Genomic DNA, 26,604 nt, shown 5'->3' with positions numbered 1-26,604 from the left:
TGATGCGGAGATCGAAAATGTCTGTCTGGACCCTCTACGAAGTGTTCGTGCGCAGCAAGCACGGCCTGAACCACAAGCATGTCGGCAGCGTACATGCCGCCGATGCCGCCATGGCCATCGAGAATGCCCGTGAGCTGTACACCCGCCGCAGCGAAGGCGTGAGCCTGTGGGTGGTGCCTTCGGCGCTGATCACCGCCTCCTCCCCTGACGAGAAAGACCCGCTGTTCGCCCCCTCGGACGACAAGGTCTACCGCCACGCCAGCTTCTACGAACTGCCCGACGAAGTCGGACACATGTGAGGTTGGCCATGCATAACGAAGCGCTTATCCCCTACTTGCTGCTCCTGGGCGACAGTGCCCTGGTGCAGGGCCAGCGGCTCTGTGAATGGTGCGGCCATGCGCCGGCCATCGAAGAAGAACTGGCCTTGATGAATGTCGGTCTCGACCTGGTCGGCCAAGCCCGCAACTGGCTGGAGTACGCCGCCGAGCTGCTCGACGACGGCCGTGATGCCGATGCCCTGGCATTTCGCCGTGACGAACGTGCCTACCGCAACCTGCTGCTGGTCGAGCAACCCAATGGCGACTTCGCCGTGACCATGACCAAGCAATTTTTTTACGACGCCTGGCATTTCGCGGTGCTGCAGGGCCTGGCCGCGTCCAGCGATGAGCGTATCGCCGGCATTGCCGCCAAGGCGCTCAAAGAGGTCACTTATCACCTGCGTCGCTCCGGCGAGTGGGTGCAGCGCCTGGGCGGCGGTACCGACGAAAGCCGTCGCCGCATGCTCGACGCGATCCCGGCGCTGTGGCGCTTCACTGTCGAATTGACAGCGGGCAGTGACAACGAAGTTCGTCTGGCCGAGGCCGGTATCGCTGCCGACCCGCACAGCGTCGGCGCAGCCTGGCTCAAGCAGGTGTCAGCAATTTTCGATTCGGTCGAACTGCCGCTGCCCAAAGCGGCCAGCCATTTCTACCTGGACAGTCGCAAAGGCCTGCACACCGAGCACCTGGGGCTGTTGCTGGCCGAAATGCAGTTCCTGCCACGGGCCTACCCCGATGCAACCTGGTGAGCTGATCGCCAGCGACCTCGGCGCCCGCGCGGCCCGTGGCGACGACCTGGCCCGGGCGTGGGCGGTGCTGGAGCAGGTCATGGACCCGGAAGTGCCGGTGGTCAGCGTGGTCGACCTCGGCATCGTCCGCGACCTGGACTGGCGCGCCGGCCACCTGCACCTGGTGGTCACGCCGACCTACTCCGGTTGCCCTGCGACCGAGGTGATCGAGGCCGACATCCGTGACGCGCTGCAACAGGCCGGTTTTGCTGCCCCTGCTGTGGAGCGGCGCTTGACCCCGGCCTGGAGCACCGACTGGATCAGCGACCTGGGTCGCCAGCGTTTGCGGGCTTACGGTATCGCGCCACCCGAGGGCAGCACCAGCAAGCGCAGCCTGCTCGGCGAGGCGCCCCAGGTGTGCTGCCCGCAGTGCGGCAGTGCACACACCGAGTTGCTCAGCCAGTTCGGCTCCACGGCCTGCAAGGCGCTGTACCGCTGTCGCGAGTGCCTGGAGCCGTTCGATTATTTCAAATGCATTTGAGCCGTGGAGAACACCATGAGCCAGTTTCACAGCCTGACCATCAAGCAAGTGCGCAACGAGACCCGCGACGCGGTGTCCATCGTCTTTGACGTACCCGAGCACCTGCAGACGCAATTCCGCTTCACCCAGGGCCAGTACCTGGTCATGCGTACCCAGCTGGATGACGAAGAAGTGCGTCGTTCCTACTCCATCTGCAGTGCCGTTCAGGACGGCGAGCTGCGTGTGGCGGTCAAGCGCGTGCCAGGCGGGCGTTTTTCCGCCTTTGCCAATGAAGTGCTCAAGGCCGGCCAGCAACTGGAAGTGATGCCACCGTCCGGCAGTTTCTTCGTGCCGCTTGACCCTGCCCGCCAAGGCCATTACCTGGGCGTTGCCGCAGGCAGCGGCATCACGCCGATCCTGTCGATCATTGCCACCACCCTGGCAAGTGAGCCGCACAGCCGTTTCACCCTGCTTTACGGCAACCGCTCAAGCTCCGGCGCGCTGTTTCGCGACAAGCTCGAAGACCTGAAAAACCGTTACCTGGATCGCCTGAACCTGATTTTCGTGTTCAGCCGCGAACAGCAGGATGTCGACCTCTACAACGGCCGGATCGATGCCGACAAATGCGGCCAGCTGTTCTCCCGCTGGCTGGATGTCGACACGCTGGACGCTGCGTTCATTTGCGGCCCCCAGGCCATGACTGAAACCGTGCGTGACAGCCTGCAGGCCAACGGTATGGCCAAGGACCGTATCCACTTCGAACTGTTCGCCGCCGCAGGCAGCGAAGCGCGCCGCGAGGCCCGTGAAGCCGCGCGTCAGGTGGATTCGGCGCTCAGCCATATCACCGTGATCAGCGATGGCCGGGCGCTGAGCTTCGACCTGCCGCGCAACAGCCAGAACGTGCTGGACGCCGGTAACGCCATCGGTGCCGAGCTGCCCTATTCGTGCAAGGCCGGCGTGTGCTCGACCTGCAAGTGCCGGGTGATCGAGGGCGAAGTGGAGATGGACAGCAACCATGCGCTGGAAGACTACGAAGTGGCCGCCGGCTATGTGCTGTCGTGCCAGACCTACCCGGTGAGCGACAAAGTGGTGCTCGACTTCGACCAGCTCTGAAACACAGGTGCCTTCTTCGCGGGGCAAGCCCGCTCCCACAGGCACCGATCCCTCCGCTGCCGATCCGGTACCTGTGGGAGCGGGCTTGCCCCGCGAAGAGGCCCTGAGCACCGCCGCAATACCTGTGTGACCTCAAAACAACTACAACACCAAGAGATCGCTTGCCATGACCCCCGAACGCATAGAGAGCATCGCCAACCACCCCGATTTCCAGCACCTGGTCCGGCGCAAACGTCGCCTCAATGGCACCCTGACCCTGGCCATGCTGGTGATCTACTACGGCTTCGTCCTGCTGGTGGCGTTCTCGCCCAGCACCCTAGGCCAGTCGCTCAACGGCGGCGTGACCACCGTCGGCATGCTGGTGGGCGTGATCATGGTGCTGTTGTCGTTCGCCCTCACCGGCATCTACGTGCACCGCGCCAACAACGTGCTTGACCCGCTGAACGACAAGGTCAAGCAGGAGTGCGCGCAATGAACTGGACTGCCATCTCGATGTTCATGGTGTTCGTCTGCTTCACCTTGCTGGTGACCCGCTGGGCCGCCCTGCGTACCCGCTCGGCGAGTGATTTCTACACCGCTGGCGGCGGCCTGACCGGCATGCAGAATGGCCTGGCGATCGCCGGTGACATGATCAGCGCAGCCTCCTTCCTGGGCATCTCCGCCATGATGTTCATGAACGGCTACGACGGCCTGCTCTATGCCTTGGGTGTACTGGCCGGCTGGCCGATCATCCTGTTCCTGATCGCGGAGCGCCTGCGCAACCTCGGCAAGTACACCTTCGCCGACGTGGTGTCCTACCGCCTGGCCCAAACCCCAGTACGCCTGACCTCGGCATTCGGCACCCTGGTCGTGGCACTGATGTACCTGGTGGCACAGATGGTCGGGGCCGGCAAGCTGATCGAACTGCTGTTCGGTATCAGCTACCTGTACGCGGTGATGCTGGTTGGGGTGTTGATGGTCGCCTACGTGACCTTCGGCGGCATGCTGGCAACCACCTGGGTGCAGATCATCAAGGCGGTGATGCTGCTCTCCGGCACCAGCTTCATGGCCTTCATGGTGCTCAAGCACTTTGGCTTCAGCACCGAGGCGATGTTTGCCAGCGCCGTGGCCGTGCACGCCAAGGGCCAGGCGATCATGGCACCGGGAGGCTTGCTGTCGAACCCGGTGGATGCCATTTCGCTGGGCCTGGGCATGATGTTCGGCACTGCGGGCCTGCCGCATATCCTGATGCGGTTCTTTACCGTCAGCGATGCCAAGGAAGCGCGCAAGAGCGTGTTCTACGCCACCGGCTTTATCGGCTACTTCTACTTGCTGCTGATCGTCATCGGCTTCGGCGCCATCGTCATGGTCGGCACCGAACCGTCCTACCGTGATGCGGCGGGTGCGATCATCGGCGGCGGCAACATGGTCGCGGTGCACCTGGCCCAGGCGGTCGGTGGCAACCTGTTCCTGGGCTTCATCTCCGCCGTGGCCTTCGCCACCATTCTTGCGGTAGTGGCGGGCTTGGCCCTGTCCGGCGCGTCGGCGGTATCCCACGACCTCTATGCCTGCGTGGTACGCAAAGGCCAGGCCACCGAACAGGAAGAAATGCGCGTGTCACGTATCGCCACCTTGGTGATCGGCCTGCTGGCGGTCGTGCTTGGGTTGGTGTTCGAGTCGCAGAACATTGCCTTCCTTTCCGGCCTGGTGCTGGCCGTGGCCGCCTCGGTCAACTTCCCGGTGCTACTGCTCTCGATGTTCTGGAAAGGCCTGACCACCCGCGGTGCGGTGTGCGGCAGCATGGCCGGGCTGTTCTCGGCCGTCGTGCTGGTGGTACTCGGCCCTGCGGTGTGGGTCAACGTGTTGCACAACGAACAGGCACTGTTCCCGTACAGCAACCCGGCGCTGTTCTCGATGAGCCTGGCGTTCCTCGGTGCCTGGGTGTTCTCGGTCACCGACAGCTCCGCCAGAGCCCACGAGGAACGTGGCCGCTACTTGGCGCAGTTCATCCGCTCCATGACCGGTATTGGCGCCGCCGGCGCCAGCAAGCACTGACTTCGAGAACAACCATGTCGGGTACAACAACAATGAACCGCACTCGCTTCTCTTCTGCCGCTTGGCTCGCCACGCTCGCCCTGCCCTTGCCGGCCATGGCGGACTTGATCAACGACAGCCATGCACGCCTGGAACTGCGCAACCACTACATCAACCGCGACTTCCGCCAGAGCAATGCGCCCCAGGCCAAGGCCGAGGAATGGGGCCAAGGCTTTACCGCCCGTTTGGAGTGGGGCTTTACCGAAGGCCCGGTAGGCTTTGGTGTGGATGCCATGGGCCAGTTGGGCATCAAGCTCGACTCCAGCCGCGACCGCCGCAACACCGGCTTGCTGCCGTTTGGCCCGAACAGCCACGAGCCTGTCGATGACTACAGTGAACTGGGCCTGACCGCAAAGGTGCGGGTGTCCAAGAGCACGCTGCGCCTAGGCACCTTGCAACCGATCCTGCCGGTGGTGGTGTACAACGACACCCGCCTGTTGTCTTCCACGTTCCAGGGCGGCCTGCTGACCAGCCAGGAGCTCAACGGCCTCACCGTCAACGCCGGGCGCCTGAGCAAGGCCAACCTGCGCGACTCTTCCGGCCGAGACGACATAGGCTACGGCGCCGCCAGCAGCGACCACCTGGATTTCGGCGGCGGCAGCTATGCCATTACCCCGCAGACCAGCGTCAGCTACTACTACGCCAAGCTCGAAGACATCTACCGCCAGCAGTTCGTCGGCCTGGTCGATACCCGCCCGCTGGGCGAAGGCCTGAGCCTGCGCAGCGACCTGCGCTACTTCGACAGCCGCAACGACGGCGCAGAACGCGCCGGCAACATCGACAACCGCAACTTCAACGCCATGTTCACCCTCGGCGTCAGGGCGCACAAGTTCACCGCCACCTGGCAACAGATGTCCGGCGACAGCGCCTTCCCCTTCGTCAACGGCGGCGACCCGTTCACCGTCAACCTGGTCACCTACAACACCTTTACCCGCGCCGGGCTCGACTCCTGGCAGGTGCGCTATGACTACGACTTCGTCGCCATGGGCATCCCGGGCCTGAGTTTCATGACCCGCTACACCGACGGCCGTCATGCCGAGACTGCGACCGTCAGCAACGGCCGTGAGCGCGAGCGCGACACCGACCTTACCTACGTCATCCAGAGCGGCCCGTTCAAGGACGTCAGCCTGCGCTGGCGCAACGTCACTTTCCGTTCCGGCAATGGCCTGACCAATGCCGTGGACGAGAACCGCCTGATCATCGGCTACACCCTGGCGCTGTGGTAACAGCGCCCACACGAGGAGAACAGCATGTCTGACGCCCCAACCCTGCAGAGCTTCATCGCTGGCCGCTGGATCGGCCAGCACGGCGCCCAGGCCCTGCGCAGCGCCCTGAACGGTCACGTTCTGGCCTACAGCCATGAAGAACGCCCAGACTTCGCCGAAGCCGTGGACTTTGCCCGCGCCCGTGGCCTGGCCGAACTCATGGCCATGGACTTCCAGCAACGCGCAGCCCGCCTCAAGGCCCTGGCGCTGTACCTGGCCGAGCGCAAAGAGCAGCTTTACGCCTTGTCCCACCACAGTGGCGCCACACGCGCCGACAGCTGGATCGATATCGAAGGCGGGAATGCCACGCTGTTCGCCTATGCTGGCATCGGTAGCCGCGAACTGCCGTCGGGCAACCTGGTGCATGAAGGCCCGGCCATTGCGCTGGGCAAGCAAGGCCACTTCGCCGGCAGCCATATTCTGGTGCCGCGCGCCGGTGTCGCCGTGCACATCAACGCGTTCAACTTCCCGATCTGGGGCATGCTGGAGAAGTTCGCGCCGACCTTCCTCGCTGGCATGCCGTGCATCGTCAAACCCGCAACCTCGACCAGCTACCTGACCGAAGCCGTGGTACGCCTGATGCAGGAGTCTGGCCTGTTGCCGGCCGGCAGCCTGCAGCTGGTAATTGGCAGCACCGGTGACCTGCTCGACCGCCTGCAAGGCCAGGATGTGGTGACCTTCACCGGTTCCGCCGATACTGCCGCCAAATTGCGGGTTACGCCGAACCTGATCCGCAACTCGGTACCGTTCACCGCCGAAGCCGATTCGCTGAACTGCGCGATCCTCGGCCCGGACGTGACCCCGGACAGCGAAGAGTTTGACCTGTACATCAAAGAGGTGGTGCGCGAAATGACCACCAAAGCCGGGCAGAAATGCACTGCCATCCGCCGCGCCATCGTGCCCGCCAAGCACATCGACGCCGTCGCCACCCGCTTGCGCGAGCGCCTGAGCAAAGTAGTGGTTGGCGACCCGTCGCTGGAAGGCGTGCGCATGGGCGCCCTGGCCTCTCATGACCAGCAGCGTGACGTGGGCGAGCGGGTTCGCAGCCTGCTGCAAAGTTGCGATCAGCTGTTCGGCGCCAGCGACGGTTTCGCGCCGCGTGGCGAGGGTGTTGCCGAGGGGGCATTCTTTGCGCCAACCTTGCTCCAAGCGCGCGACCCGCATGCCGAAGGCGGTGCTCACGATATCGAAGCGTTCGGCCCGGTCAGCACGTTGATGGCTTACCACGACCTTGACGAAGCCCTGGCCCTGGCCGCCCGTGGCAAGGGCAGCCTGGTGGCGACCCTGGTTACCGCCGACCGTGCGGTTGCCGCCAAGGCCATCCCCGCTGCCGCCGCCTGGCACGGTCGCCTGCTGGTACTGGACCGCGAGGCCGCGCTCGAATCTACCGGGCACGGCTCGCCGCTGCCCCAGCTCAAGCACGGCGGCCCTGGCCGCGCTGGCGGCGGTGAAGAGCTCGGCGGCCTGCGCGCAGTCAAGCACTACCTGCAGCGTGCCGCCGTACAAGGCTCACCGAGCATGCTCACGGCGGTAACGGGCGAGTACGTGCGCGGCGCCGACGTGATCGAGAGCGAGGTGCACCCGTTCCGCCGCTACTTCCAGGACTTGCGAATCGGCGAGTCGCTGTTGACCCACCGGCGCACCGTGACCGAGGCGGACCTGGTCAACTTCGGCTGCTTGTCGGGTGACCACTTCTACATGCACTTCGACGAGATCGCCGCCAAGGAGTCGCAGTTTGGCAAGCGCATTGCCCATGGCTATTTTGTACTGTCGGCGGCGGCGGGCCTGTTCGTTTCCCCTGGCGCAGGCCCAGTATTGGCCAACTACGGCCTGGATACCCTGCGCTTCATCAACCCGGTGGGCATCGGCGACACCATCCAGGCACGCCTGACCTGCAAGCGCAAGATCGACCAGGGCAAGACCAGCCCGCTGGGGCAGCCGCAAGGGGTGGTGGCGTGGGACGTGGAGGTCACCAACCAGTTGGGTGAGCTGGTGGCCAGCTACGACATTCTGACTTTGGTGTTGAAGAAGCCTGTCTGACAGGCGCCGTTGGTCAGCAATGGGCTGCATCGCAGCCCATTGCCAAATCGGTTGTCAGCCGACCACTGCAGGGTCACCCACTGGCTGGTTGGGTTTGCTCCCCGAAATACGCCAGCTCACAGCCGTAATCCCATATCGCTCAGCCATCGGCCTGCTCACTTTCTTGATCTTCTCCCGCCCGAACTTGGGAATGATGCCGATGCCCGCATCACAACTTGCCCAATGCCAGGCCTCGGCATTGTCCAACCGTTCCAGACGAATGATGAAACTGCGTGGCTGACCATGCAGTTGGTAATCGATGATGTACAGCTGTGGACCAGGCATCGCAGGGGCCTCCTCTTCTCCATGGATGACCTTTTGATTGATCTGGGCAGGCCCAGAAAATTCAAAAAACTTGGCAACCTTAGGCACAAGCGGCGAAAAACGCCCTTTGATCCTCTTTTCCAGGGGAACCACCGACCTCACGCATGCACGCTCCACTGGGTGGATTGCGACTCGATGGGCAGTTCGTCGATGGCATGGATCAGCCCGCTCTCCAGCGCCTCTTTGGGCCCCAGTATCCGCGGATAAGCCATCAGGTAACGCGGCACGTCCAGCACCTCGGCACTGCCCTCGGTACGTTCTGCCACAATCTGCGCGTAGAGCCGCAGGTCGTAGTCCAGGCTCATTGCATATTCGGCCATCCTGGCATGGTCGACCGACCCATGCAGCGTCCAATGGAAGGGGTGAAACAAGAACTTGCTGAAGGCGCAGGCCGTTCGGTGCTCGCCTGCGAGAAACAGGATATTGCCCATGGATTCCACTGTCCCCAGGTTGTGGGTGTGCAACGGAATCGGCAACGCCCGCAGGAAGTTGTACAGGGTAAACCCGTAGCTGCATTCACCGCCCATGGTCGCGATGTTCAATTGCAGCAGCTCTGCACCTTGTTGCATGGCGCGCGAGCAGGTATTGATCAGGTTGCCGCAGGTGGATGAGTTGATGGGTCCGGTAAAATGGATGATATGTCTGGCCATACTAGCCTCCAGGGGTGGCGGGGCATTCCAGTGAACAGGCAAACCTTCATTGGGCTACATCGTCTTTCGCCTCTTGGCCATCGTCGCCTTGCCCGGCCATCTGCCGGTACTGCTTGCGCAGCGCGTGCAACTGGGCCGGGTCCATGTCTTCCAGGTCCAGCAATGCCTTGTGCGCCCGCTGGGTAGTGCGCAGCAGTTCGTCGATCTTGATGTGCAATCACCGGTATGCGGTGGAAACGCCATGGGCGGCAAAGTTCAACTGCGCTCATGCTCCCGTTGGTCAACCGTGCTGAACCTCAGCGCGCCGTGCCAGTCGCATTTTCAGAGTGACCTCCCAAAGAGCTGGCAATGAGGAAGGCAGCGTGAGCGAGATCCGCATCGGTATTTCAGGGTGGCGCTACAGGCCTTGGCGCAAGGATTTCTACCCCAAGGGGCTGCGCCCGGACAAGGTCCACGCGCCCTACGACGCCCGCCGCCTTCTGGAGAAGTTGAAGCTGGACTACGACCAGCTCACCGAACCTGGCGTCGAGCCGGAGGTCGAGCGTTGAACAGAACCCTGCCAGCCCCCCGCCGCATCATCGACAACGTCACCACGGTGCATAGCCTGAATGTGCTGACCATCAACGTGCACAAGGGCTTCACGGCATTTAACCGGCGCTTCATCCTGCCTGAGCTACGAGAGGCTGTACGCGCCACCGGCGCCGACCTGGTGTTTTTGCAGGAGGTACACGGCAGCCACCAGCAGCACGCAGTGCGTCACGCGGCCTGGCCAGAAACCCCGCAGTACGAGTTTCTCGCCGACAGCATGTGGCCGCAATTCGCTTATGGGCGCAATGCCGTGTACCCCCATGGCGATCACGGCAATGCCTTGTTGTCGAAATTCCCTATCAGCCAGTTCGACAACCTGGATGTCTCCATCGACGGCAATGAACAGCGCGGCTTGCTCCATTGCCGCCTGGAGGTGCCCGGGCACGCCCAGGTGCATGCGGTGTGCGTGCATCTGGGCCTGCGCGAAGCGCACCGCCAGCGCCAGGTGCGCTTGCTGCTGGACTTACTCGACAGCCTGCCGCGCGAGGCACCGGTGATCATTGCCGGCGACTTCAATGACTGGCGTCTGAAAGCCGATGCGCTGTTGTCCGAACACTTGGTCGAAGCCTTTGGCGAGCATTTCGGCACGCCGGCACGCAGCTTCCCGGCGCGTTTGCCGCTACTGCGGCTTGACCGAATCTACCTGCGCAATGCCATGCCGGCCAAGGCGCAGGTGTTGTCGAAATACCCATGGTCGCACCTCTCCGATCATGCACCCCTTGCCGCGGAGATAAGCCTGTGAACCGACCCTGGCTAGACGGCAACAGTGTGCAGCTGTTGATCAATGGCGAAGCGTATTACCCGCGCGTATTCGAGGCGATGGCCCAGGCGCGGGAAGAAATTTTGCTTGAGACGTTCATCATTTTCGATGACAAGGTCGGCCAGCAGTTGCAGCAAGTATTGATAGAAGCCGCACAGCGGGGGGTGCGCGTCGAAGTGGCCGTCGATGGTTATGGCACTGCCGACCTGCCGGATGCGTTCATCTTGGCGATGACCGAAGCCGGTGTCAGCTTCCATGCCTTCGACCCCCAGCCGAAGCTGGTTGGCATGCGGACCAACCTGTTCCGCCGCCTGCACCGCAAGATCGTGGTGATCGATGGGCAGCGAGCCTTCATCGGCGGTATCAACTACAGTGCCGATCACCTGGGCGACTTCGGCCCCATGGCCAAGCAGGACTATGCCGTGGAGGTAACAGGCCCGGTGGTCGCGCAAGTGCACGCCACCAGCCGGCGCCTGATGTCCCCCGTGCTGCAGCCCCCTAGCGAGGTGCGGCCGGTCACCGAACCTACCGGGGCAACCACGGCCGTATTGGTCGAACGCGACAATGGCCAACGCCGTACTGCGATCGAAGCGCAGTACCTGCAAGCCTTTCGTGCCGCCCGGCAACGTATCGTAGTGGCCAACGCCTATTTCTTTCCCGGCTACCGCTTGCTGCGCGAATTGCGTAATGCGGCGCGGCGCGGTGTGGACGTGACCTTGATTCTGCAGGGCCAGCCCGACATGCGCTGGGTACGCGCCCTGTCGCGGTTGCTGTACAACTACCTGCTGCGTGACGGCGTGCATATCCACGAGTATTGCAGCCGGCCTTTGCACGGCAAGGTCGCGTTGGTCGACGATCAGTGGGCGACCGTGGGCTCAAGTAACCTGGACCCGTTGAGTTTGTCGCTCAACCTTGAGGCCAATTTGTTTATCCGCGATCACGGGTTTAACCGGCAATTGCACCAGCACTTGCAGTCACTGGCCCGCGAACAGTGTAAAGCGGTGACGCTGGAGCGCATGATCCGCGGCTACTGGTGGCGGGCACCGCTGATCTTTCTGTGCTTCCACGCCATACGTCACTTTCCGCGCATCGCCGGCTGGTTTCCAGCGCATCGCCAGCGCTTGCGCTCACTGCAGCCAGAAGACCAGGCCCACGGCGATTTTCACGAGGGCCAGACGTGATGGCACGAAAACAATGGCAAACCTGGGGCAAGCGGCTGTTTACCGTATTGTTGCTGATACTGATCCCTGCCCTGCTGTACATGCTGGCGCGCAATCTGGATTGGAACGAGGTACGTCAGTCGCTGCTGGCCTACAAACCCGGTACTTTGGCCATCGGATTGGCCATTGCCTTGTGCAGCTATCTGACGTTTGCCAGTTACGACTTACTGGCGCGTGCCTACACCGGCCACACGCTGCCCGCCAGGCAGGTGCTGCCCGTGGCATTCGTGTGCTATGCCTTCAACCTCAATTTCACCACCTGGGTGGGCGGCGTCGCCTTGCGCTATCGGCTGTATGGCCGGCTGGGCCTGGACACGGCGACGATCACCCGCATCCTGACCCTTGGCCTGCTGACCAACTGGATGGGCTATATGCTGCTGGCCGGTACGGTATTTGCCCTGCGCCTGGTCGAACTGCCAAGCAACTGGGCAGTCGGTGCCACGGGCTTGCAACTGATCGGCTTTGCCTTGCTAGCCATCGCCCTTGGTTACTTGCTGGCCTGCGGCTTCGCGAAAAAACGCACCTGGCAATGGCGTGAGCATGAAGTCACCCTGCCTGGCTGGCGGCTGGCGCTGTGCCAGGTCGCCCTTGGCGCCAGCAACTGGGCGTTGATGGCCTTGCTGATCTTCTGGCTGCTGCCTGGGGAAGCCTTCTACCCGTCGATTCTCGGGATTCTGCTGATCAGTTGCGTTGCAGGTGTGGTTGCGCATATCCCGGCCGGGCTTGGCGTGCTTGAAACCGTTTTCCTGGCGTTGCTGCATGGCCAGATCCCCCAGGGCACTCTGGTAGCGGCGTTGCTTGGCTATCGAACGCTTTATTACCTGCTTCCGTTGCTGCTGGCCGTCGTGACGTACCTGATTCTGGAAAAGCGCGCCAAGGCCATGCGCCAGCGTGATAATCCAGCCTAGCGCTCTAAAATGGCCTCGGGCCGGGAAATTGGGGCTGCTGTGCAGCCCAAGGCAAGCCAGCTCCTACAGGATTCTGTGTAGGAGCTGGCTTGCCCCCTTGGCCCTAACCGACTGGCAGCGATGCATAACGAGCGCTCAGGACTTGTCCTCCTCGTCTACCACATCATCACTCCACGGCTGGCCGTCGAGTGGTGCAGACCGGGCCAGCTCCGCTTCATCCAGGCCGAAACCCCCGCCAATTTCGTTCGCATTGACCTGCCGCAACAACTGGTCAGCCGGCCCTTCGCCGTCGCCGTCTTCATACGGGTCCCGGGCACCCGTCTCATCCAGCAAGGTATCCGGGCTCATGTCGTCATAGGTGACATTGTCTTCGTGGAGGCTGTCGCTCAGTGCTTCGCCGCCCGTCATGCCGCTTTCGGCGACGCGCTGTGGCGTAAACGCCTGCGCATCTTCACGGGCAGGTCGCTCATTGCCCACCCACCCTTCGCGTTCGTCATTCCGGTCACTGAAGTCCAGCTCATGGACACTGCCCATGCGGTCTTCGGTGTCGTCGATTTCGGTAGGTGTGTAAGGCTTGGGTTGATCGGGGCGAGACATGTGCGTTCTCCATCAGTGGGCTACACACGGTCGACTGCACCCACCGGGGGAAATTCAGAGTTTTCATGCCAGAAACGGCCTCAAGCCATCAGAATATTCACCCGCATCAGCGCAGAGGACGTTTCAGTCGAGTATTACGGAAATTTTGAACTCCCTTGTCACCGCCCTCTCCCACCTGAAGAGCCCCCGCGATTCAGGACCCCGCCATGGCCAAGCCCCTGCAGGAGTATCAGCGCAAGCGCGATTTCAACGCCACGCCCGAGCCCAGTGGTAAACGTGGCCGTGGCCGGCAGCCGCATGCCCTGCAGTTTTGCATCCAGAAACACGACGCCGGCCACCTGCACTACGACTTTCGCCTCGAGCTCGATGGCACCCTCAAGAGCTGGGCCATCCCCAAGGGCCCGTCACTGGACCCGAAGGTGCGGCGCTTGGCCGTGCACGTCGAGGATCACCCGCTGGACTACGCCGATTTCGAGGGCACTATCCCGGAAGGCCACTACGGCGCGGGTGATGTGATCGTCTGGGACCGTGGCATCTGGGAGCCTGAAGGTGACGCGCAGCAGGCCTACGCCAAGGGCAAGCTGCGTTTTCGCCTGCAGGGCGAGAAACTCAGTGGTGTCTGGAACTTGTTTCGCACTCACCTGGCCGGCAAGAAAGAGCAATGGATGCTGGTCAAGTCGCACGATGAACAAGCCCGTAGCGAGGCTGATTACAGCATCGTCGAGGCCCAGCCTGACAGCGTGCTCAGCGAGCGCACCCTGCTCCCCAGGCGCAGCAAACCTGCCGAAAAAGCGGCACCGCGTACACGCAAGCGCAAGGCAAGCGCACAAAAGGCTCCGTTGCCCGACACACTGCAACCGCAGTTGGCCACCCTGGTCGACTCGCCACCTGCAGGTGACTGGCTGTACGAGGTCAAGTTCGACGGTTACCGGATCCTCGCACGCATCGACGGCGATGACGTGCGCTTGTACACCCGCAACGGCCATGACTGGACCGCCAAGCTACCCCATCAGCACGCGGCGCTGCGCAAGCTTGGCCTCGACTCGGCATGGCTGGACGGCGAGATGGTGGTCAACGACGAGCACGGCGTAGCCGACTTCCAGGCCCTGCAGAACGCGTTTGACGTCGAGGACGATCAGCACATCCTTTATTACCTGTTCGACCTGCCCTTTCTGGGGGGCCAGGACCTTCGCCAGTTGCCACTGCAAGCGCGGCGCAAAACCCTGCAGCAGTTGCTTGAGCGTGACGACTCACCATGGCTGAGGTTCTCTGAAGGATTCGATCAACCGGTTGACTCACTGCTTGACAGTGCCTGCCGCATGAAGCTCGAAGGCCTGATCGGCAAGCGCGCCGACAGCCCTTACACGGGCCGCCGCAGCGCCGACTGGATCAAGCTCAAGTGCCAGCAACGCCAGGAATTCGTGATTGTCGGCTACACCGACCCCAAAGGCAGCCGCAGCGCGTTTGGTGCCTTGCTGCTGGCCGTGCACGACGACAGCGGCGAGCTGCGTTATGCCGGCAAGGTCGGCACAGGCTTCAGCGCTGCCACCCTGGGCACTCTTCATGCGCGGCTCAAGCCATTGGAAACCGCCAAGCCGATGCTAAGCAACCCGCCAACCGGCGCCGAAGCCCGGGGCGTGCACTGGCTCAAGCCGACGCTGCTGGCCGAGGTTGCCTACGCACAGATGACCCGAGACGGTGTGGTGCGTCATGCGGTGTTCCACGGCCTGCGTGATGACAAACCCGCGGCTGCTATCGACCTGGAGCAGGCCATGCCTGGCAAGTCCGTGACCAAAAGCAAGGCTCAGCACACGCCCGAGGCGCCGGGCGAACTGCGCCTGAGCCATCCTGACCGCGTCATCGATGCCACCCGCGCAACCACCAAGCGGCAAGTCGCCGAATACTATGCGCAGGTCAGCCCATGGATTCTGCCCCACCTGAAAAACCGCCCCGTGGCGCTGGTACGCGCCCCCGATGGCCTCGAAGGTGAGCTGTTCTTCCAGAAAAACGCCGGCCAGTTGCACATCCCCACTATGGTCAGCTACGACAAGAAACAGGCAGGTCATGCCGCCATGGTCATCAACCGCGCCGATACCCTGCTGGGCGCGGTACAGATGAACATGCTCGAACTGCATACCTGGAACGCCACCGACAAAGACTTCGACAAACCCGACCGCTTCGTGCTCGACCTGGACCCCGACCCGGCGCTGCCGTGGAAGGCCATGCTGGAGGCCACACAACTGACCCTGACCCTGCTCGACGCGCTTGGCCTCAAGGTGTTTCTCAAGACCAGTGGCGGCAAGGGTATCCACATTGTCGTGCCACTGACCCGAAGGGCCGGCTGGGACGAGGTGAAGGACTTCAGCCATGCGATCGTCAATTACCTGGCCAATCTGTTTCCCGATCGGCTCAGCGCCGTGTCGGGCCCGAAAAACCGGGTCGGGCGAATTTTCATCGACTATCTGCGCAATGGCAAAGGCGCTACCACCGCTTGTGCCTATTCCTTGCGCGCGCGGGAGGGCCTGCCGGTGTCCGTGCCGATCTGGCGCGAAGAGCTGACGCAGCTCAAAGGTGCCAACCAATGGCACATCGGCAACCTCCACGAACGCCTGAGCGAAGTGGACGACCCCTGGGCCGATATGGGCAAGACCCGTCAATCGATCACCGCGCGCATGCGCAAGCAGATAGGGCTGGGCTGATGAGCATTATTCAGGGCTTTGAACTGAACACCCTCGACCGCCTGTTGCGCGCCTTCACCGAAAGGCCGCAGGCGCTGAACCTCGATACCCAGCTCCCCGCGCTGATGCAGGCGCTGCAGGCCGATCACCTTGACCTGCTGCCCCTGCCCGGCCAAGGCAACACGCTACGCCGGTGGCAGAGCCTGGCACGTATCGCAGGCTGTGACATGGCCTTGGCCAAGCTCTACGAGGGCCATACCGATGCCTTGGCGATTCTTGCCGAATGCGGCGCCGCGCACCTTGCGCAAGCAGGTATCTGGGGTGTCTGGGCAGCCGAACCGCCGGATGCCCGCGCGCGTATCATCGAACGCCAAGGCGAGCATGTGCGTCTCTCTGGTCGCAAAGCCTGGTGTTCAGGGGCCTTGCAGATCGACCGTGCGCTTATCACCGCGTGGGGCGATGACGAACAACCCCAACTGGTGGCGATAGAGCTGTCGCACCCAAGCCAAGGCTTGAACATCGAGCACTGGCAGGCTGTGGGCATGGCTACCACCGCGAGCGTCGAGGTCGAGTTCAACCATACACCCGGCATCGCCATCGGAAGGCCGGGGCAGTATGTGTCGCGCCCCGGCTTTTGGCACGGCGGTGCGGGCATAGCGGCGTGCTGGTACGGCGCCGCCGAGGCACTTGCGGACTACTTGCGTGAACACTGTCGCAACCCGCGTCCAGACCCCCATGCCGACGCGCACCTGGGGGCTGTAGACGCCGCCTTGTCCGGCGCCAGGGCAGCGCTGCGCGAATGCGCGGCCTGGATCGACCGCCAGCCGAGCGCAGATGCCAGTTTCGAAGTGCGGCGAACCCGCGCGCACGTCGAGCAGGCCGTCGAGCAGGTGATCCATCACGTGGGCCGGGCCTTGGGCGCCTCGCCGTTTTGCCGCAGCAGCCACTTTGCCCGCTTAAGCGCCGACTTGCCGGTGTTCCTGCGTCAAAGCCACGCCGAGCGTGACCTGGCGGCCCTCGGACAGCAGTTGGCTAACCTGCCAGCAGGAGCCTGGCAGCTATGAATCTGATCCAGTCAAGTAGCGGTACACCCTGGTCGGCCTGGCAACATGCAGCGCACCTGGCCAGGGCCACCTGGATCGACCCCAAGCAACTGTGCCCGCCGGGCCGTCGCCTGGTAATGATCGCCCCCCACCCGGATGACGAAATTCTCATGGCGGGTGGTTTGCTGGCCGGCTTTCACGGACGTGAGGACGACCTGGTGCTGATTTCGGCCACCGATGGCGAGGGCAGCCACCCAGGTTCCAGGCACTGGACAGAACATCGCTTGCGCCGACAGCGACCGCTGGAAAGCCGTCACGCACTGCAACAGCTCGACCTGGACCTCAACCGGCTGGACTGGCGCAGGCTGCACCTCAAAGACGGCGCGCTACCCCGCGACGAAGCCTTTCTAGTCAACCACCTGAGCCAGTTGCTCAAGCCTGACGACCTGCTCATGGCGACCTGGCGCAACGACGGCCATTGCGATCACGAAGCGGTCGGCAGGGCTGCCGCGCAAGCCTCGATGGCGCGCAAGGTGCAATTGGTGGAGGTGCCGGTCTGGGCCTGGCACTGGGCGCAACCCGACGACCCGCGCCTGCCTTGGCCACGGGCTCACCGCGTGCAGCTGGATGAAAGCCGCCTGGCCCGCAAGCGCAAGGCCCTGGCCGCACACACCAGCCAACTGGAGCCGGATGACGGCCAACCGCCCGTGCTGCCAGCCCATTTGCAGGATTGTTTGCTGCAGCCTTTCGAACTGGTGTTTTTGTAAGGAGCCGTGATGAGCCTCGACGCACACTACTTCGCCGACCTTTATGCCAGCAGCGAAGACCCCTGGGCCTTTCGCACCCGTTGGTACGAAAAGCGCAAGCGCGAGCTGGTCATGGCCAGCCTGCCCCGCCAGTGCTATCAGCGCGTGTTCGAGCCCGCCTGCGCCAATGGCGAGCTCAGCGCCTTGCTGGCCGAGCGTTGTGCCGACCTCTTGTGCCAGGACCTGAACCCAACTGCTGTGGGCCTGGCACAGCAACGTCTGGCGAACGTGAGCCACGCCTCGGTTGAGCTCGGCAGGCTACCGGGTGATTGGCCGGGGGGGCAGTTCGACCTTATCGTACTGAGTGAACTGGGTTACTACCTAGACCCCACAGACTGGCTGCAGGTGATTGAGCAATCGGCCGCGAGCCTGAGCGACGACGGCGGCCTGCTGGCCTGCCACTGGAAACACCCGATTGCGGGTTGCCCGCAGGAGGGGCGTGAAGTACATCGCATGCTGGCCAAGTACCTGCCGCTGTACCCGGTCTATCGCCATGAGGAGGCGGATTTCCTGCTTGAATACTGGTCCTGCCAGCCCAGCGTGGTCGACCTTGACGAGACGTGCTTATGATTGCGGTGGTCATTCCGGCCCACAACGAAGCGCGCCGCCTGGGTCGCTGCCTCAAGTCCGTGCGGGCCGCCGCCGCTCAGGCCGAGCTGGCGGGTTATCAGGTCGAGATACTGGTGGTGCTGGACCGCTGCAGTGATGGCAGTGCGGCGGTGGCCGGGCGCCATGGTGTGCAGACATTGGATGTACACGCCGGCAACGTCGGCATGGCGCGCAGTGCCGGCGCGGCGCAGATGATCGAACAGGGTGCGATCTGGCTGGCCTGTACCGATGCCGACAGCCAAGTGCCGCCCCATTGGCTGCTGTCACAACTGGCGTTTGGCGCTGACGTGGTCTGTGGCACCGTGCATATAGAGCGCTGGCAACCCTGGCAGAAAGCCGCGCTAAGGCGGTTGTACTTAAGCCGATACCAGGCGCGCGAAGGGCACCGGCATGTCCACGGCGCCAACCTTGGGGTCAGCGCGCAGGCGTACTTGCGTAGCGGCGGGTTCCAGCCGCTGCCGGCGCATGAAGATGTTCAGTTGGTGCGCGACCTTGAAGCGCAGGGCGCGCAGATCTCGTGGACGGCGCGGCACAGTGTGGCAACCAGCAGCCGACGAGACAGCCGGGCTCGGGAAGGGTTCGGGGATTTGCTGGCAAGCCTGGAGGGGTCAGCGTCCTGAGAGCGGCCTTTGTAGGAGCGGCCTTGCCGGTCCGGCGCCCCGGCAAGGCCGCTCCTACAAAGGTTTGATCAAGAGGCCTTTCGGGTCCGCTTTGCAGGCTTCTTGTCTGCCACAGGCTTTTTCTTGCCACCCAGGCTGCGTTTGAGCAACTCGGTAAGGTCGATGATATCGGCACCTTTCTCGGCGCTGCCGCCCTCGCCCTTCTCCACCACGCTGATCTTGCCTTTGCTGGCTTTCTCTTCGACCAGGTCCATGATGGTCTGGCGAAACGCATCCTGATATTCATCAGGCTTCCACGCGCCGCTCATGTCTTCGACCAACCGCTTGGCCATGTCCAGTTCACGTTTGTCCACCTTGGTCTCGGTCACGCTCTTGTCCAGCTCCAAGGTCTCCAGCCCACGCACTTCCTCAGGCCAGCGCAGAGTGATCATTACCAGTGCATCGTCCAGGGGGCGCAGCAGCGTCAGGTGCTGACGGGTATGCAACACCACTGTGGCCAGCGCCACCTTGCCAGTACTGGCCAGCGTTTCGCGCAGTAACGCGTACACCTTGCCGCCGCGGCGGTCGGGGGCCAGGTAATACGGCGTATCGAAATGTTGAAGGGGAATTTCACCGGCATCGACGAACGAGAAAATATCGATGGTCTGGGTCGCTTCTGGCCGGGCCGTGCGGATCTCTTCCTCGCTGATCACCACATAGCGGCCTTTTTCATACTCCACACCTTTGACGATGTTCTCTTTGTCGATTTCCTTGCCTGTAACCTTGTTGACCCGCTTGTACCCGACCGGCTCCATGCTGCGCTTGTCCAGCCAGTCGAAATCGACCCGCTCGGTGCGCACCGCGGTATTGAGCGAGACAGGGATGTGCACCAACCCGAAACTGATCGCGCCTTTCCAGATTGCCCTGGCCATCGTTAAGCACCTCCGGACAGGCCCCGCGTCTTTCGGGGCCTCTACTTGAAGTGACTGCGACGCGCTGGGAAGGTTTAGTCAGGCTGCCCTGCGGCGGGCAGCGACCTGGTGCTTAGCTGAACAGCACACGCTTGAAGGCCTCGGCCGCCAAGTGCACCTGTACCGACCAGTCCCCTGCCGCTTCGCTGCCCGCGTCGTCGGAAATGTACTTGAGGCAGACGAAGGGAATGCCTTCGTCACGTGCGATCAGGGCCAGCACGTAGGCTTCCATATCGACGATATCGTAGGGTGCCTCGCCGTGGCTGACTTCGAAACTGTCACCACTGCCACAGGTGCCCAGGGCGAGCCCAGGGATTTCCTCACCGTGTTCGAGCAGCACCGGAATGTCTGACAGCGGCGTCTCGTAGCGGGCGAAGCCCAAGGGTGTCACATCCATGTCGCGCTGTACGAAACGGGTGCAGCACACCACTTCGCCTTTTTTGTAGCGTTGGCTGCCGGCAGACCCGAGGTTGACGATCAGCTTGGGCTTGCGCTGGGCAATCGCCTTGGTCAGGGCAATGGCGGCATTGACCTTACCGATGCCGGTAAACACAGTGTTCACCTCGGCAAACACATTGCCGGCCTCTGCCTCGAGGGCGAAGACGAAAAGGGTGTCGGTCGGGGTGATTTCGGGAAATTGCTTGATCAGCATCATTGCGCAGGACGTTCCGAGTGGCTGCAAAGGGCCTGGCCATTTTCGGCCAACCCTATCTTATTGCAACCCCAGCAACTGACAACGCAGCACTTCCTTGCGCCATCACCTGCTCGACCACGGCCTGTAACGCTTGTGCAGCGCTTTTGCCATCTGCGTGTGCCTGCGCCATGCAGTGCAGTTGTCGGTCCGCGCTAGTGCCTTCGCGCAGAATGCGCCGGGCATGCTGGAAAGAACGCTCGGCGTCTGCAGTGTCGACCGGCAACTGGCCCTGCAACTGCGCCAGCCAACCTTCGGCGGTAACGGGCTGTTGCTCGTGAGTACCGATGAATTGGCCCTGGCGCCCGTAGCGCATGGCTCGCCAGTAATTTTCCTGCGCAACCCAACGCAGCGCTCGATTGAAAGGTGTGCGCTCATGCCTTGGCTGCAGGCTGTGTTCCACCAGATGGCGAAACAACCCAGCGATGCTCAAGGCGTCTTCCAGGCAAGGGCAGCCATCACAGATACGCAGCTCCACCGTTGGAAAGCGCCGCGAAGGCCTTATCGCCCACCAGAAATCGCCGTCGGCAGCCAGCGACCCGGTGCGCTGCAGCAAGGCCCGGTAGCGTTCGAAGGCCGACCAGTCGGGCAACGGTTCTGGCAGCCCCATATGCGGCCACTCGCCACAGATCACCCGGCGGTAGCTCATGTAGCCGGTAGCCTGGCCCAGCCACAGCGGCGAGGATGTGCTCAGGACCAGCAACAGCGGCAGCCAGCCCACCAACCGATTGATCAGTTGCATGCGATCACAGTCCAACGGCACCCCCACGTGCACATGCAGGCCATTGAGCAGGCTGCGCCGTGCCACATGCTGGTAGTCGTCGAACAGCTGACGGTAGTGTACCGAGGGGGCAGGTTTTTGCCGCAACCAAGGCGCATTAGGGTGGCTGGCGGCGCTATACAGGCCCACCCCTTGCATCGACAGCACTTCGCTCAGCCGTTGCCGGGCATGCAAGAAAAATTCACGCGCCTCGAACAAGTTGGCGAATACGGGCGAAGCTACCTCTACCTGGCTACGGAACATCTCTTGGGCAAAGTACGGCCCCAACACCTCGCGACAGTGCCTGGCCAGGCTCGGCGCAGGCATCGTGGGCACCTTGCCCGTGGCCAGTTCCACCAGCAGGTATTCCTCTTCAATGCCAAACGTGCAAGGACGGTGCATGCTGTTTCAGCCGTTACGGGTGACAGTAAGTGCAACAGCGCTAATGCGCTCCACGTGCTCATAGCCGTGCTCGGCAAGCTGCTCGCCGAACACGTCGGGGTCGATTTCCCGGTAGACCCAGGACCATTGCGGGCCTGCCAGGCGCAGGCGAACGGCCTCAAGCAACGCATCACGGCCTTCAACAATCGCAACCCCGGTATAGAGCAGCAAGGTGCCCCCAGCGCTCAGGCGCTCGCGGGTCTGCTCGACGATACGCAATGACAGCTCGGCGCCGAGCGCCCCCCCGCCGTGCCGGTAAGTGCGCGCACTGAGGTCGAGCATGTAGGGTGGATTTGCCACGATCAGGTCAAAGGTGCCGGTAACACCGCCTAGCAAGTCACTGGGCTCCACAGACACATTGCTGATACCCGCCAAGGCCGCGTTGATAGCGGTATAGCGTAGCGCCAGCGGATTGATGTCCACCGCGCTGACCTGTGCATGCTGCGCAGCGCGGGCGATGAGCAATGCCCCGATACCACTGCCGCAGCCGATATCGATCGCATGTTCTATGCGCGTCGGGCAGCGCTGCAGCTGGTCGTGAATGACGCGGGCAAAGCGGTAGCTGTCAGGGCCGAAAAAGACCGCGTCACTGGCATGTGTCGGGTAGGCCGAGTGAAGCAGCAGCAGGTCATCCAGGCTTGACCAACGCACCTTGCTGATCATCAGTTCGCCGCGTTGACCCAGTGCCTGCGCACGCTGCATCTGGTGCAGTTCGTCGGCCGAGAGCAGCGAAGGCGTAAACGGTCGGCTCCAGCCGAACACGTCGCGCAGGTTCCTGGCCTGCCTGGCACCCTCGCGGGCGTTGTTGCGGGCATGAGTTGCCGGCGTTACGCAGGTGAAGTGATAGCCGTCCGCACGCAAGCGCTTGCCTAACTGCAGCAACGCCTGGTCGGCCTGGGCCTGATCTGGGGCGAGCATCATCAATGACACCCTTCTTGAACCAGGCCGGTGGCGTTCACGAACGCCTGGGTGGCCAATAACCCCTCCGGCGACGCGTGACGGTTGCCGGCCATGCGCTGCACCAGGGCATCCAGGGGCTCTGCCCCCTGGCTGGCAATAGGGCTGTCGTCCGGTGGCAGGTTGATGTCCCAGCTACCCGGCATCACGCGCCGATGGTTGGCCTGCCAGTCGTCAGCGATCCAGTCGTGCCACAACTGCTTTTCGTAGGCTGTAAATACGCCGAACATGACCGCTGCAGGCCCGTCGATGAGTTTCCACCAGCGGCTGTTCACAGGGTTCTCTGCACGCCGGATCCAGCCTTGGGTCTGCAGCGCATCGACGAAGGCCGCAATGCCACCCGGTTCGGCCAGCCATTGATTGACGGTGCGTTGTTGCAGGCGGCAATGGTCGGAGTGCATGAATTGCCCATACTGGCGCTTGCGCTCCAAGGCGGCGAACAACTGGCCCTGGAGGTCGAATTCGGCGACCAGGGTGGTAGCCGCGATGCCTAAGTCGTTCAACCGGTAACCGTGCCGCACACGCTGATAAAAGCGCTGCTGATGCTCTGCCGGGCAGAGTTGCCGCAACGCCTGGATGGACAGGTGTGCATGGCCACTGGCGGCGTTATCGATGGTCACATGCAGTTGGAAATAGTGGCCGTCAATGCCCAGCTCAGCCAGTTCATACGTGGTGATCAGCAGATGCAGGGGTGGCTGCTCATAGCCCAGGTTGTAACCCAGTACTTCGGGCAAAAACGCATCACAGTGCTGCCCCAGAGCCAATTGCAGGGCGCCTTGCAAATAGCGGCTGTCATCCAGCTGTGGCAGATCCAGGCAGCCAAGCCGGCTCAGTAGCCGTTGGTAGATCAACACGTGATTGCAACGTGGATCACCATTACCCAGCTCTTCCAGGTACGTACGGATCAGCCCATGGTAGCGCGGGTCGCGCCAGTGCTTCAGGGTGCCGTGCAGCCAGGCGCCATCCACCGCTTTGGTCGGCGCAATTTGTTGCAGGAACCACAACGCATGGGCGCGGTTGCTGAAAAACCGACGTGGCCCACCTTGGCGGCGCTGCTGTAGGTATTGGGCATAGGCCTGTGCTACCTCAGCGGCATGCTGTGCGCTCCACGCGGGGAGCTCTGAGGGGTGTGCCGGGAGGTCGTCCGGGCAATGCTCGACGCGGGCTATTTGCTCATCCAGCCACGCAGCGCTTGTGGCATCGTGACCTTGCAGCAGGTTCTGGTAGCGTTGTTGCAGGCTATGGCTTGCGGTCTTGGACCGTTGTTGGGCAGTGCTCTTGCAGGTCATCACTGTCATGCCGTGCCCCTCTGAATGCAGTGCCAGGTTGCCCCGGCACTGCGGATCCCTCGGTTACCAACGACTGTTACGAACGGCCGCCTTTGCGGCTGGTGTCGTGGGGCATGTTGCCCCCGGAAGACTGGCCGCCTTTACGTCCGGCTTCAGACGCTTTTTCACGGTCGTTGGCGAAGTTGCCTGGGTTTTTGCTGCCGCCTTGGCTGCCCTCTTTACCCTGGGTGCCGGTGCGGCTGTTCTCTTTGTTAGCCATGGTCTTCAAACCTCGTATGACTTCAGGATGCACGGCACTGGGCCGTACATAGGTTCGGAGTTCAGCGATATCGAGGGATTCGTTTTATTGCCACAGGTTCGGACCGGTGGCGTTAAATAAGCGGCGGCTGTGTATTTGGCGCGCCAGGCGACGCCGAGGCTACTCGCTATCAGGCGTATCGAGCCGTACTTGTCGCCGGCCCAGCCAACTGCCCGTGGCCGCCCACCCCATGGCGATCGCTGCCCCGATCAACATCGCCAGTTGCGGGTGTTCGGCCATGACATCCAATGCCCGCTTGACCCAGCCGCTCAGCGCGTCCCCGCCGCGGTACACCACGGTGTCGATGAAGTTCTTGGCCTTGTACTTGTCCTCTGCCGGCAGCACGGTGAAGAGCATCTCGCGCCCTGGCCGGACCAGCGCATACTCACCCGCCCTGCGCACCACCATCACCACCACGAAGGCGGCGAACACCGGCGCCAGTGCCAGCCAGACAAACCCTGCGGCCATCACCAGCGGGACCGCCACCAGCAACACGCCTACGCCCATCCGCCGCGCCAGGCGCCCGGTCAGAAACACCTGGGTGAGAATCGCCAGGGCCTGGACCACGGTGTCGATCAGGCCGAACACCTGGGTCTGCCGGGTGCGGTCGGTAAAGGTCTCGCTGACGATGCGCGCCTGTTCGAAGTACAAGAACGTGCTGACGCTGGCCAGCAAGAGCACGAACAGCGCGATGCCCAGCAGGTAGGGCGAGCGCAGCACCGCAGTAGCCCCCGCGAAGGGGTTGCCACCCAGGGGCTTGGACGTCGAGCGCTGCAGATGCGCTGGCAGCGGATGGCGACCCCGCCAGCGCTGCAAGAAAAGCGCTGCGCCCGCACTGCCTAACAAGAACAGCCCAGCCAGTACAAGCAGGCCGGCGTGCCCCAGCGGCCCCACCAGCACGGTGCCCAGGATCGGCCCGCTGAGCCCGCCCAGGCTGGCACCTGCCGCCAGCAGGCCAAACAGCCGTTTGCCTTGTGCGGTGGAAAACAGGTCGGCGAGCACGCTCCAGGCCAGCGAAATGGTCAGCAGGTTGAATACTGACAACCAGATGTAGAAAGCTCGCGCATTCCACACGTGGTCAGGGGCCTGGGCAAATAGCGCGGCGAACAGCAGCAGGTTGCTGGTGAAGAACCCATAGGTCCACGGCAGGATATGCCGCCGCCGCACGTTCGATGCCAGCCACCCGAACAACGGCAGGCAGGCCAGGGTGGCGACGAAAGTGCCGGTAAACAGCCATTGCAGGTTGTCTACGCCGCCAGCCACGCCCATGGTCTCGCGCACCGGGCGCAGCATGAAGTAGCCGGTGAACAGCAAGTAGAACAGCGACAAGCCGGCCACCACCGCCGGCCCTTCGCCCGGCTGGATGTTCAGCCCCGTGTCCAGTCGCCGCCGCCAGCCTGCCATGGCGTCAGGCAAACTGCTTGATCAGCGCCTGTTGCTGCGCCTGGCTGAGCAGCGGCATGTGCCCGGCCTTGAGCTGGTCGAGCTGGCGATCAGGGCGGCTGGTGGCGGGAATCACCGTGGTCACCGCCGGGTGGCTGATGGCGAACTTGAGAAACAGCTGCGCCCAACTGCCGATGCCTGCTTCGGCGGCCCAAGCGGGCAAGGGCTGGTCCTTGACCCTGGCAAACAGCCGGCCATCATCGAACGCTCGATTGATCAGCACGGCGACGCCCTTGTCCTGGCACAGTGGCAGCAGTTCACGCGCGGCGTGAGGCGCGTTGACCGAATAGTTGATCTGAATGAAATCCAATGGCTCGCTGCGCACGATCCTGGCCACTTCATCCTGGCCGCTGTTCAGGTAATGGGTGATGCCGACATAGCGGGTCTTGCCCTGCTGCTTGAGCTCGCGGGCATAGGGCAGTTGAGTCTGCCAGTCACGCAGGTTGTGGATTTGCAGCAGGTCGACCTTGTCGGTCCGCAGGCTGCGCAGGCTACCCGCCCACTGCGCTTGCGCGTCGGCGCGGCTGTCGGCGGCGATCTTGGTGGCAAGGAAGCACTGCGGGTGCCAACCACCATCTTCCAGCAACTGGCCCAGGATGCTGTCGGCGCCGCCATAGTTGGGCGAGGTGTCGATGACCTTGCCGCCCCCTTCGAAGAAGGCTTTGAGCACAGTACTGAGCTGCTGATACCCGGCTGTACCGGCTTCAACCTCGAAGCTGCCAGAGGTCCCGGCACCGATCACCGGCAAGGCTTCACCCGTGGAGGGGATCTTGCGGGTCAGCAGCCCGCTTGCTGCGCTGGCGTGCAACCAGGGGTTGGCGGCCAGCAGTCCCAAAGCTGCACCGGCGCGTAGGACATCACGACGTGCGTACATAGA

Annotated in this window: 26 protein-coding genes and 3 pseudogenes; 17 read left to right on the top strand and 12 right to left on the bottom strand. The window is 63.0% G+C overall.

Annotated features, from left to right (window positions below):
• Positions 1-17: 17 nt before the first annotated feature.
• From paaB to paaZ, 8 genes and pseudogenes are all read left to right on the top strand, one after another.
• Entirely contained in the window at positions 18-299 is a 282-nt protein-coding gene (gene paaB / locus OGV19_RS10575; protein ID WP_004374528.1) for a 1,2-phenylacetyl-CoA epoxidase subunit PaaB, read from the top strand.
• A gap of 8 nt (positions 300-307) precedes the next feature.
• On the top strand, positions 308-1,066 hold the full coding sequence (gene paaC, locus OGV19_RS10570; RefSeq protein WP_264313329.1) for a 1,2-phenylacetyl-CoA epoxidase subunit PaaC: 759 nt from the start codon (positions 308-310) through the stop codon (positions 1,064-1,066).
• Positions 1,053-1,586, top strand: coding sequence for a 1,2-phenylacetyl-CoA epoxidase subunit PaaD (paaD, locus tag OGV19_RS10565; RefSeq protein ID WP_264313328.1), 534 nt, complete (start codon positions 1,053-1,055; stop codon positions 1,584-1,586). The genes paaC and paaD overlap by 14 nt, the downstream gene beginning before the upstream one ends.
• A gap of 15 nt (positions 1,587-1,601) precedes the next feature.
• A complete protein-coding gene (paaE, locus tag OGV19_RS10560; RefSeq protein ID WP_264313327.1) occupies positions 1,602-2,678 on the top strand; it encodes a 1,2-phenylacetyl-CoA epoxidase subunit PaaE in 1,077 nt (358 codons plus the stop codon).
• A gap of 166 nt (positions 2,679-2,844) precedes the next feature.
• Positions 2,845-3,153, top strand: a complete 309-nt coding sequence (locus OGV19_RS10555; protein WP_264313326.1) for a DUF485 domain-containing protein — start codon at positions 2,845-2,847, stop codon at positions 3,151-3,153.
• A pseudogene (locus tag OGV19_RS10550) lies at positions 3,144-4,712 on the top strand (cation acetate symporter); the annotation flags it as partial. The gene OGV19_RS10555 and the pseudogene OGV19_RS10550, both read left to right, overlap by 10 nt.
• 32 nt (positions 4,713-4,744) lie before the next feature.
• Complete coding sequence (locus OGV19_RS10545; protein WP_264313325.1) at positions 4,745-5,977, top strand: OprD family porin; 1,233 nt, start codon at positions 4,745-4,747, stop codon at positions 5,975-5,977.
• Between the two features lie 24 nt (positions 5,978-6,001).
• Positions 6,002-8,056, top strand: coding sequence for a phenylacetic acid degradation bifunctional protein PaaZ (gene paaZ / locus OGV19_RS10540; RefSeq protein WP_264313324.1), 2,055 nt, complete (start codon positions 6,002-6,004; stop codon positions 8,054-8,056).
• A gap of 54 nt (positions 8,057-8,110) precedes the next feature.
• Here paaZ and OGV19_RS10535 read toward each other — a convergent pair whose 3' ends face one another.
• The 3 genes and pseudogenes from OGV19_RS10535 to OGV19_RS10525 form a co-directional block, all read right to left on the bottom strand.
• Positions 8,111-8,380, bottom strand: coding sequence for a DUF6555 family protein (locus tag OGV19_RS10535; RefSeq protein ID WP_077068408.1), 270 nt, complete (start codon positions 8,378-8,380; stop codon positions 8,111-8,113).
• A 137-nt stretch (positions 8,381-8,517) separates the two neighbouring features.
• The gene (locus OGV19_RS10530) at positions 8,518-9,069 is read right to left on the bottom strand and encodes an ATP-dependent Clp protease proteolytic subunit (RefSeq protein ID WP_264313323.1); all 552 of its coding nucleotides are present in this window, start codon (positions 9,067-9,069) and stop codon (positions 8,518-8,520) included.
• A 46-nt stretch (positions 9,070-9,115) separates the two neighbouring features.
• A pseudogene (locus OGV19_RS10525) lies at positions 9,116-9,286 on the bottom strand (low affinity iron permease family protein); the annotation flags it as partial.
• Between the two features lie 145 nt (positions 9,287-9,431).
• On the opposite strand from OGV19_RS10525, the gene OGV19_RS27785 reads away from it, so the two are divergent.
• The 4 genes from OGV19_RS27785 to OGV19_RS10505 are packed head-to-tail and all read left to right on the top strand — an operon-like array spanning position 9,432 to position 12,545.
• Positions 9,432-9,617, top strand: coding sequence for a PIN domain-containing protein (locus OGV19_RS27785; protein ID WP_413470154.1), 186 nt, complete (start codon positions 9,432-9,434; stop codon positions 9,615-9,617).
• Positions 9,614-10,399, top strand: a complete 786-nt coding sequence (locus OGV19_RS10515) for an endonuclease/exonuclease/phosphatase family protein (RefSeq protein WP_264313322.1) — start codon at positions 9,614-9,616, stop codon at positions 10,397-10,399. The genes OGV19_RS27785 and OGV19_RS10515 overlap by 4 nt, the downstream gene beginning before the upstream one ends.
• A complete protein-coding gene (gene clsB, locus OGV19_RS10510; protein WP_264313321.1) occupies positions 10,396-11,598 on the top strand; it encodes a cardiolipin synthase ClsB in 1,203 nt (400 codons plus the stop codon). The genes OGV19_RS10515 and clsB overlap by 4 nt, the downstream gene beginning before the upstream one ends.
• Positions 11,598-12,545 carry a lysylphosphatidylglycerol synthase domain-containing protein gene (locus tag OGV19_RS10505; RefSeq protein ID WP_264313320.1) on the top strand — a complete coding sequence of 316 codons (948 nt, stop codon included), beginning with the start codon at positions 11,598-11,600 and terminating at the stop codon, positions 12,543-12,545. The genes clsB and OGV19_RS10505 overlap by 1 nt, the downstream gene beginning before the upstream one ends.
• Before the next feature lie 135 nt (positions 12,546-12,680).
• Here OGV19_RS10505 and OGV19_RS10500 read toward each other — a convergent pair whose 3' ends face one another.
• Positions 12,681-13,142, bottom strand: coding sequence for a phosphotransferase system, HPr-related protein (locus tag OGV19_RS10500; RefSeq protein WP_264313319.1), 462 nt, complete (start codon positions 13,140-13,142; stop codon positions 12,681-12,683).
• 206 nt (positions 13,143-13,348) lie between these two features.
• Here OGV19_RS10500 and ligD point away from each other — a divergent pair, with 206 nt between their 5' ends.
• The 5 genes from ligD to OGV19_RS10475 are packed head-to-tail and all read left to right on the top strand — an operon-like array spanning position 13,349 to position 18,898.
• A complete protein-coding gene (gene ligD / locus OGV19_RS10495) occupies positions 13,349-15,841 on the top strand; it encodes a DNA ligase D (protein WP_264313318.1) in 2,493 nt (830 codons plus the stop codon).
• Positions 15,841-16,884 carry an acyl-CoA dehydrogenase family protein gene (locus OGV19_RS10490; protein ID WP_264313317.1) on the top strand — a complete coding sequence of 348 codons (1,044 nt, stop codon included), beginning with the start codon at positions 15,841-15,843 and terminating at the stop codon, positions 16,882-16,884. Before ligD ends, OGV19_RS10490 begins: the two co-directional genes overlap by 1 nt.
• Complete coding sequence (locus OGV19_RS10485) at positions 16,881-17,630, top strand: PIG-L deacetylase family protein (RefSeq protein ID WP_264313316.1); 750 nt, start codon at positions 16,881-16,883, stop codon at positions 17,628-17,630. Before OGV19_RS10490 ends, OGV19_RS10485 begins: the two co-directional genes overlap by 4 nt.
• A gap of 9 nt (positions 17,631-17,639) precedes the next feature.
• The gene (locus tag OGV19_RS10480) at positions 17,640-18,239 is read left to right on the top strand and encodes a class I SAM-dependent methyltransferase (RefSeq protein WP_264313315.1); all 600 of its coding nucleotides are present in this window, start codon (positions 17,640-17,642) and stop codon (positions 18,237-18,239) included.
• Positions 18,236-18,898 carry a glycosyltransferase family 2 protein gene (locus OGV19_RS10475; protein WP_264313314.1) on the top strand — a complete coding sequence of 221 codons (663 nt, stop codon included), beginning with the start codon at positions 18,236-18,238 and terminating at the stop codon, positions 18,896-18,898. The genes OGV19_RS10480 and OGV19_RS10475 overlap by 4 nt, the downstream gene beginning before the upstream one ends.
• A 68-nt stretch (positions 18,899-18,966) precedes the next feature.
• Here the strand turns inward: OGV19_RS10475 and OGV19_RS10470 are convergent, their stop codons facing one another.
• The 8 genes and pseudogenes from OGV19_RS10470 to OGV19_RS10435 all read right to left on the bottom strand — a co-directional run bounded on the left by OGV19_RS10470 (position 18,967) and on the right by OGV19_RS10435 (position 26,601).
• Complete coding sequence (locus OGV19_RS10470) at positions 18,967-19,809, bottom strand: non-homologous end joining protein Ku (RefSeq protein ID WP_264313313.1); 843 nt, start codon at positions 19,807-19,809, stop codon at positions 18,967-18,969.
• Between the two features lie 112 nt (positions 19,810-19,921).
• Positions 19,922-20,503: a 5'-methylthioadenosine/S-adenosylhomocysteine nucleosidase family protein gene (locus OGV19_RS10465; RefSeq protein WP_264313312.1), complete on the bottom strand. Its 582-nt coding sequence runs from the start codon at positions 20,501-20,503 to the stop codon at positions 19,922-19,924.
• A 52-nt stretch (positions 20,504-20,555) separates the two neighbouring features.
• On the bottom strand, positions 20,556-21,701 hold the full coding sequence (locus OGV19_RS10460; protein ID WP_264313311.1) for a carboxylate-amine ligase: 1,146 nt from the start codon (positions 21,699-21,701) through the stop codon (positions 20,556-20,558).
• A gap of 6 nt (positions 21,702-21,707) precedes the next feature.
• On the bottom strand, positions 21,708-22,661 hold the full coding sequence (locus OGV19_RS10455; RefSeq protein WP_264313310.1) for a methyltransferase: 954 nt from the start codon (positions 22,659-22,661) through the stop codon (positions 21,708-21,710).
• Positions 22,661-23,995, bottom strand: coding sequence for an iron-containing redox enzyme family protein (locus tag OGV19_RS10450; RefSeq protein ID WP_264313309.1), 1,335 nt, complete (start codon positions 23,993-23,995; stop codon positions 22,661-22,663). The genes OGV19_RS10455 and OGV19_RS10450 overlap by 1 nt, the downstream gene beginning before the upstream one ends.
• 67 nt (positions 23,996-24,062) lie before the next feature.
• Positions 24,063-24,182 (bottom strand): annotated as a pseudogene (locus tag OGV19_RS10445) (general stress protein); the annotation flags it as partial.
• 222 nt (positions 24,183-24,404) lie between these two features.
• Entirely contained in the window at positions 24,405-25,688 is a 1,284-nt protein-coding gene (locus tag OGV19_RS10440) for an NTP/NDP exchange transporter (protein WP_264313926.1), read from the bottom strand.
• Positions 25,689-25,692: 4 nt separating this feature from the next.
• Positions 25,693-26,601, bottom strand: a complete 909-nt coding sequence (locus OGV19_RS10435; RefSeq protein WP_264313308.1) for an aldo/keto reductase — start codon at positions 26,599-26,601, stop codon at positions 25,693-25,695.
• Positions 26,602-26,604 lie beyond the last annotated feature (3 nt).

The sequence above is a fragment of the Pseudomonas putida genome (assembly GCF_025905425.1).
Classification (GTDB): Bacteria; Pseudomonadota; Gammaproteobacteria; order Pseudomonadales; family Pseudomonadaceae; genus Aquipseudomonas; species Aquipseudomonas putida_AF.
Note: the sequence above shows the minus strand (reverse complement) of the source record. Positions and strands in the feature narration are given on the sequence as shown.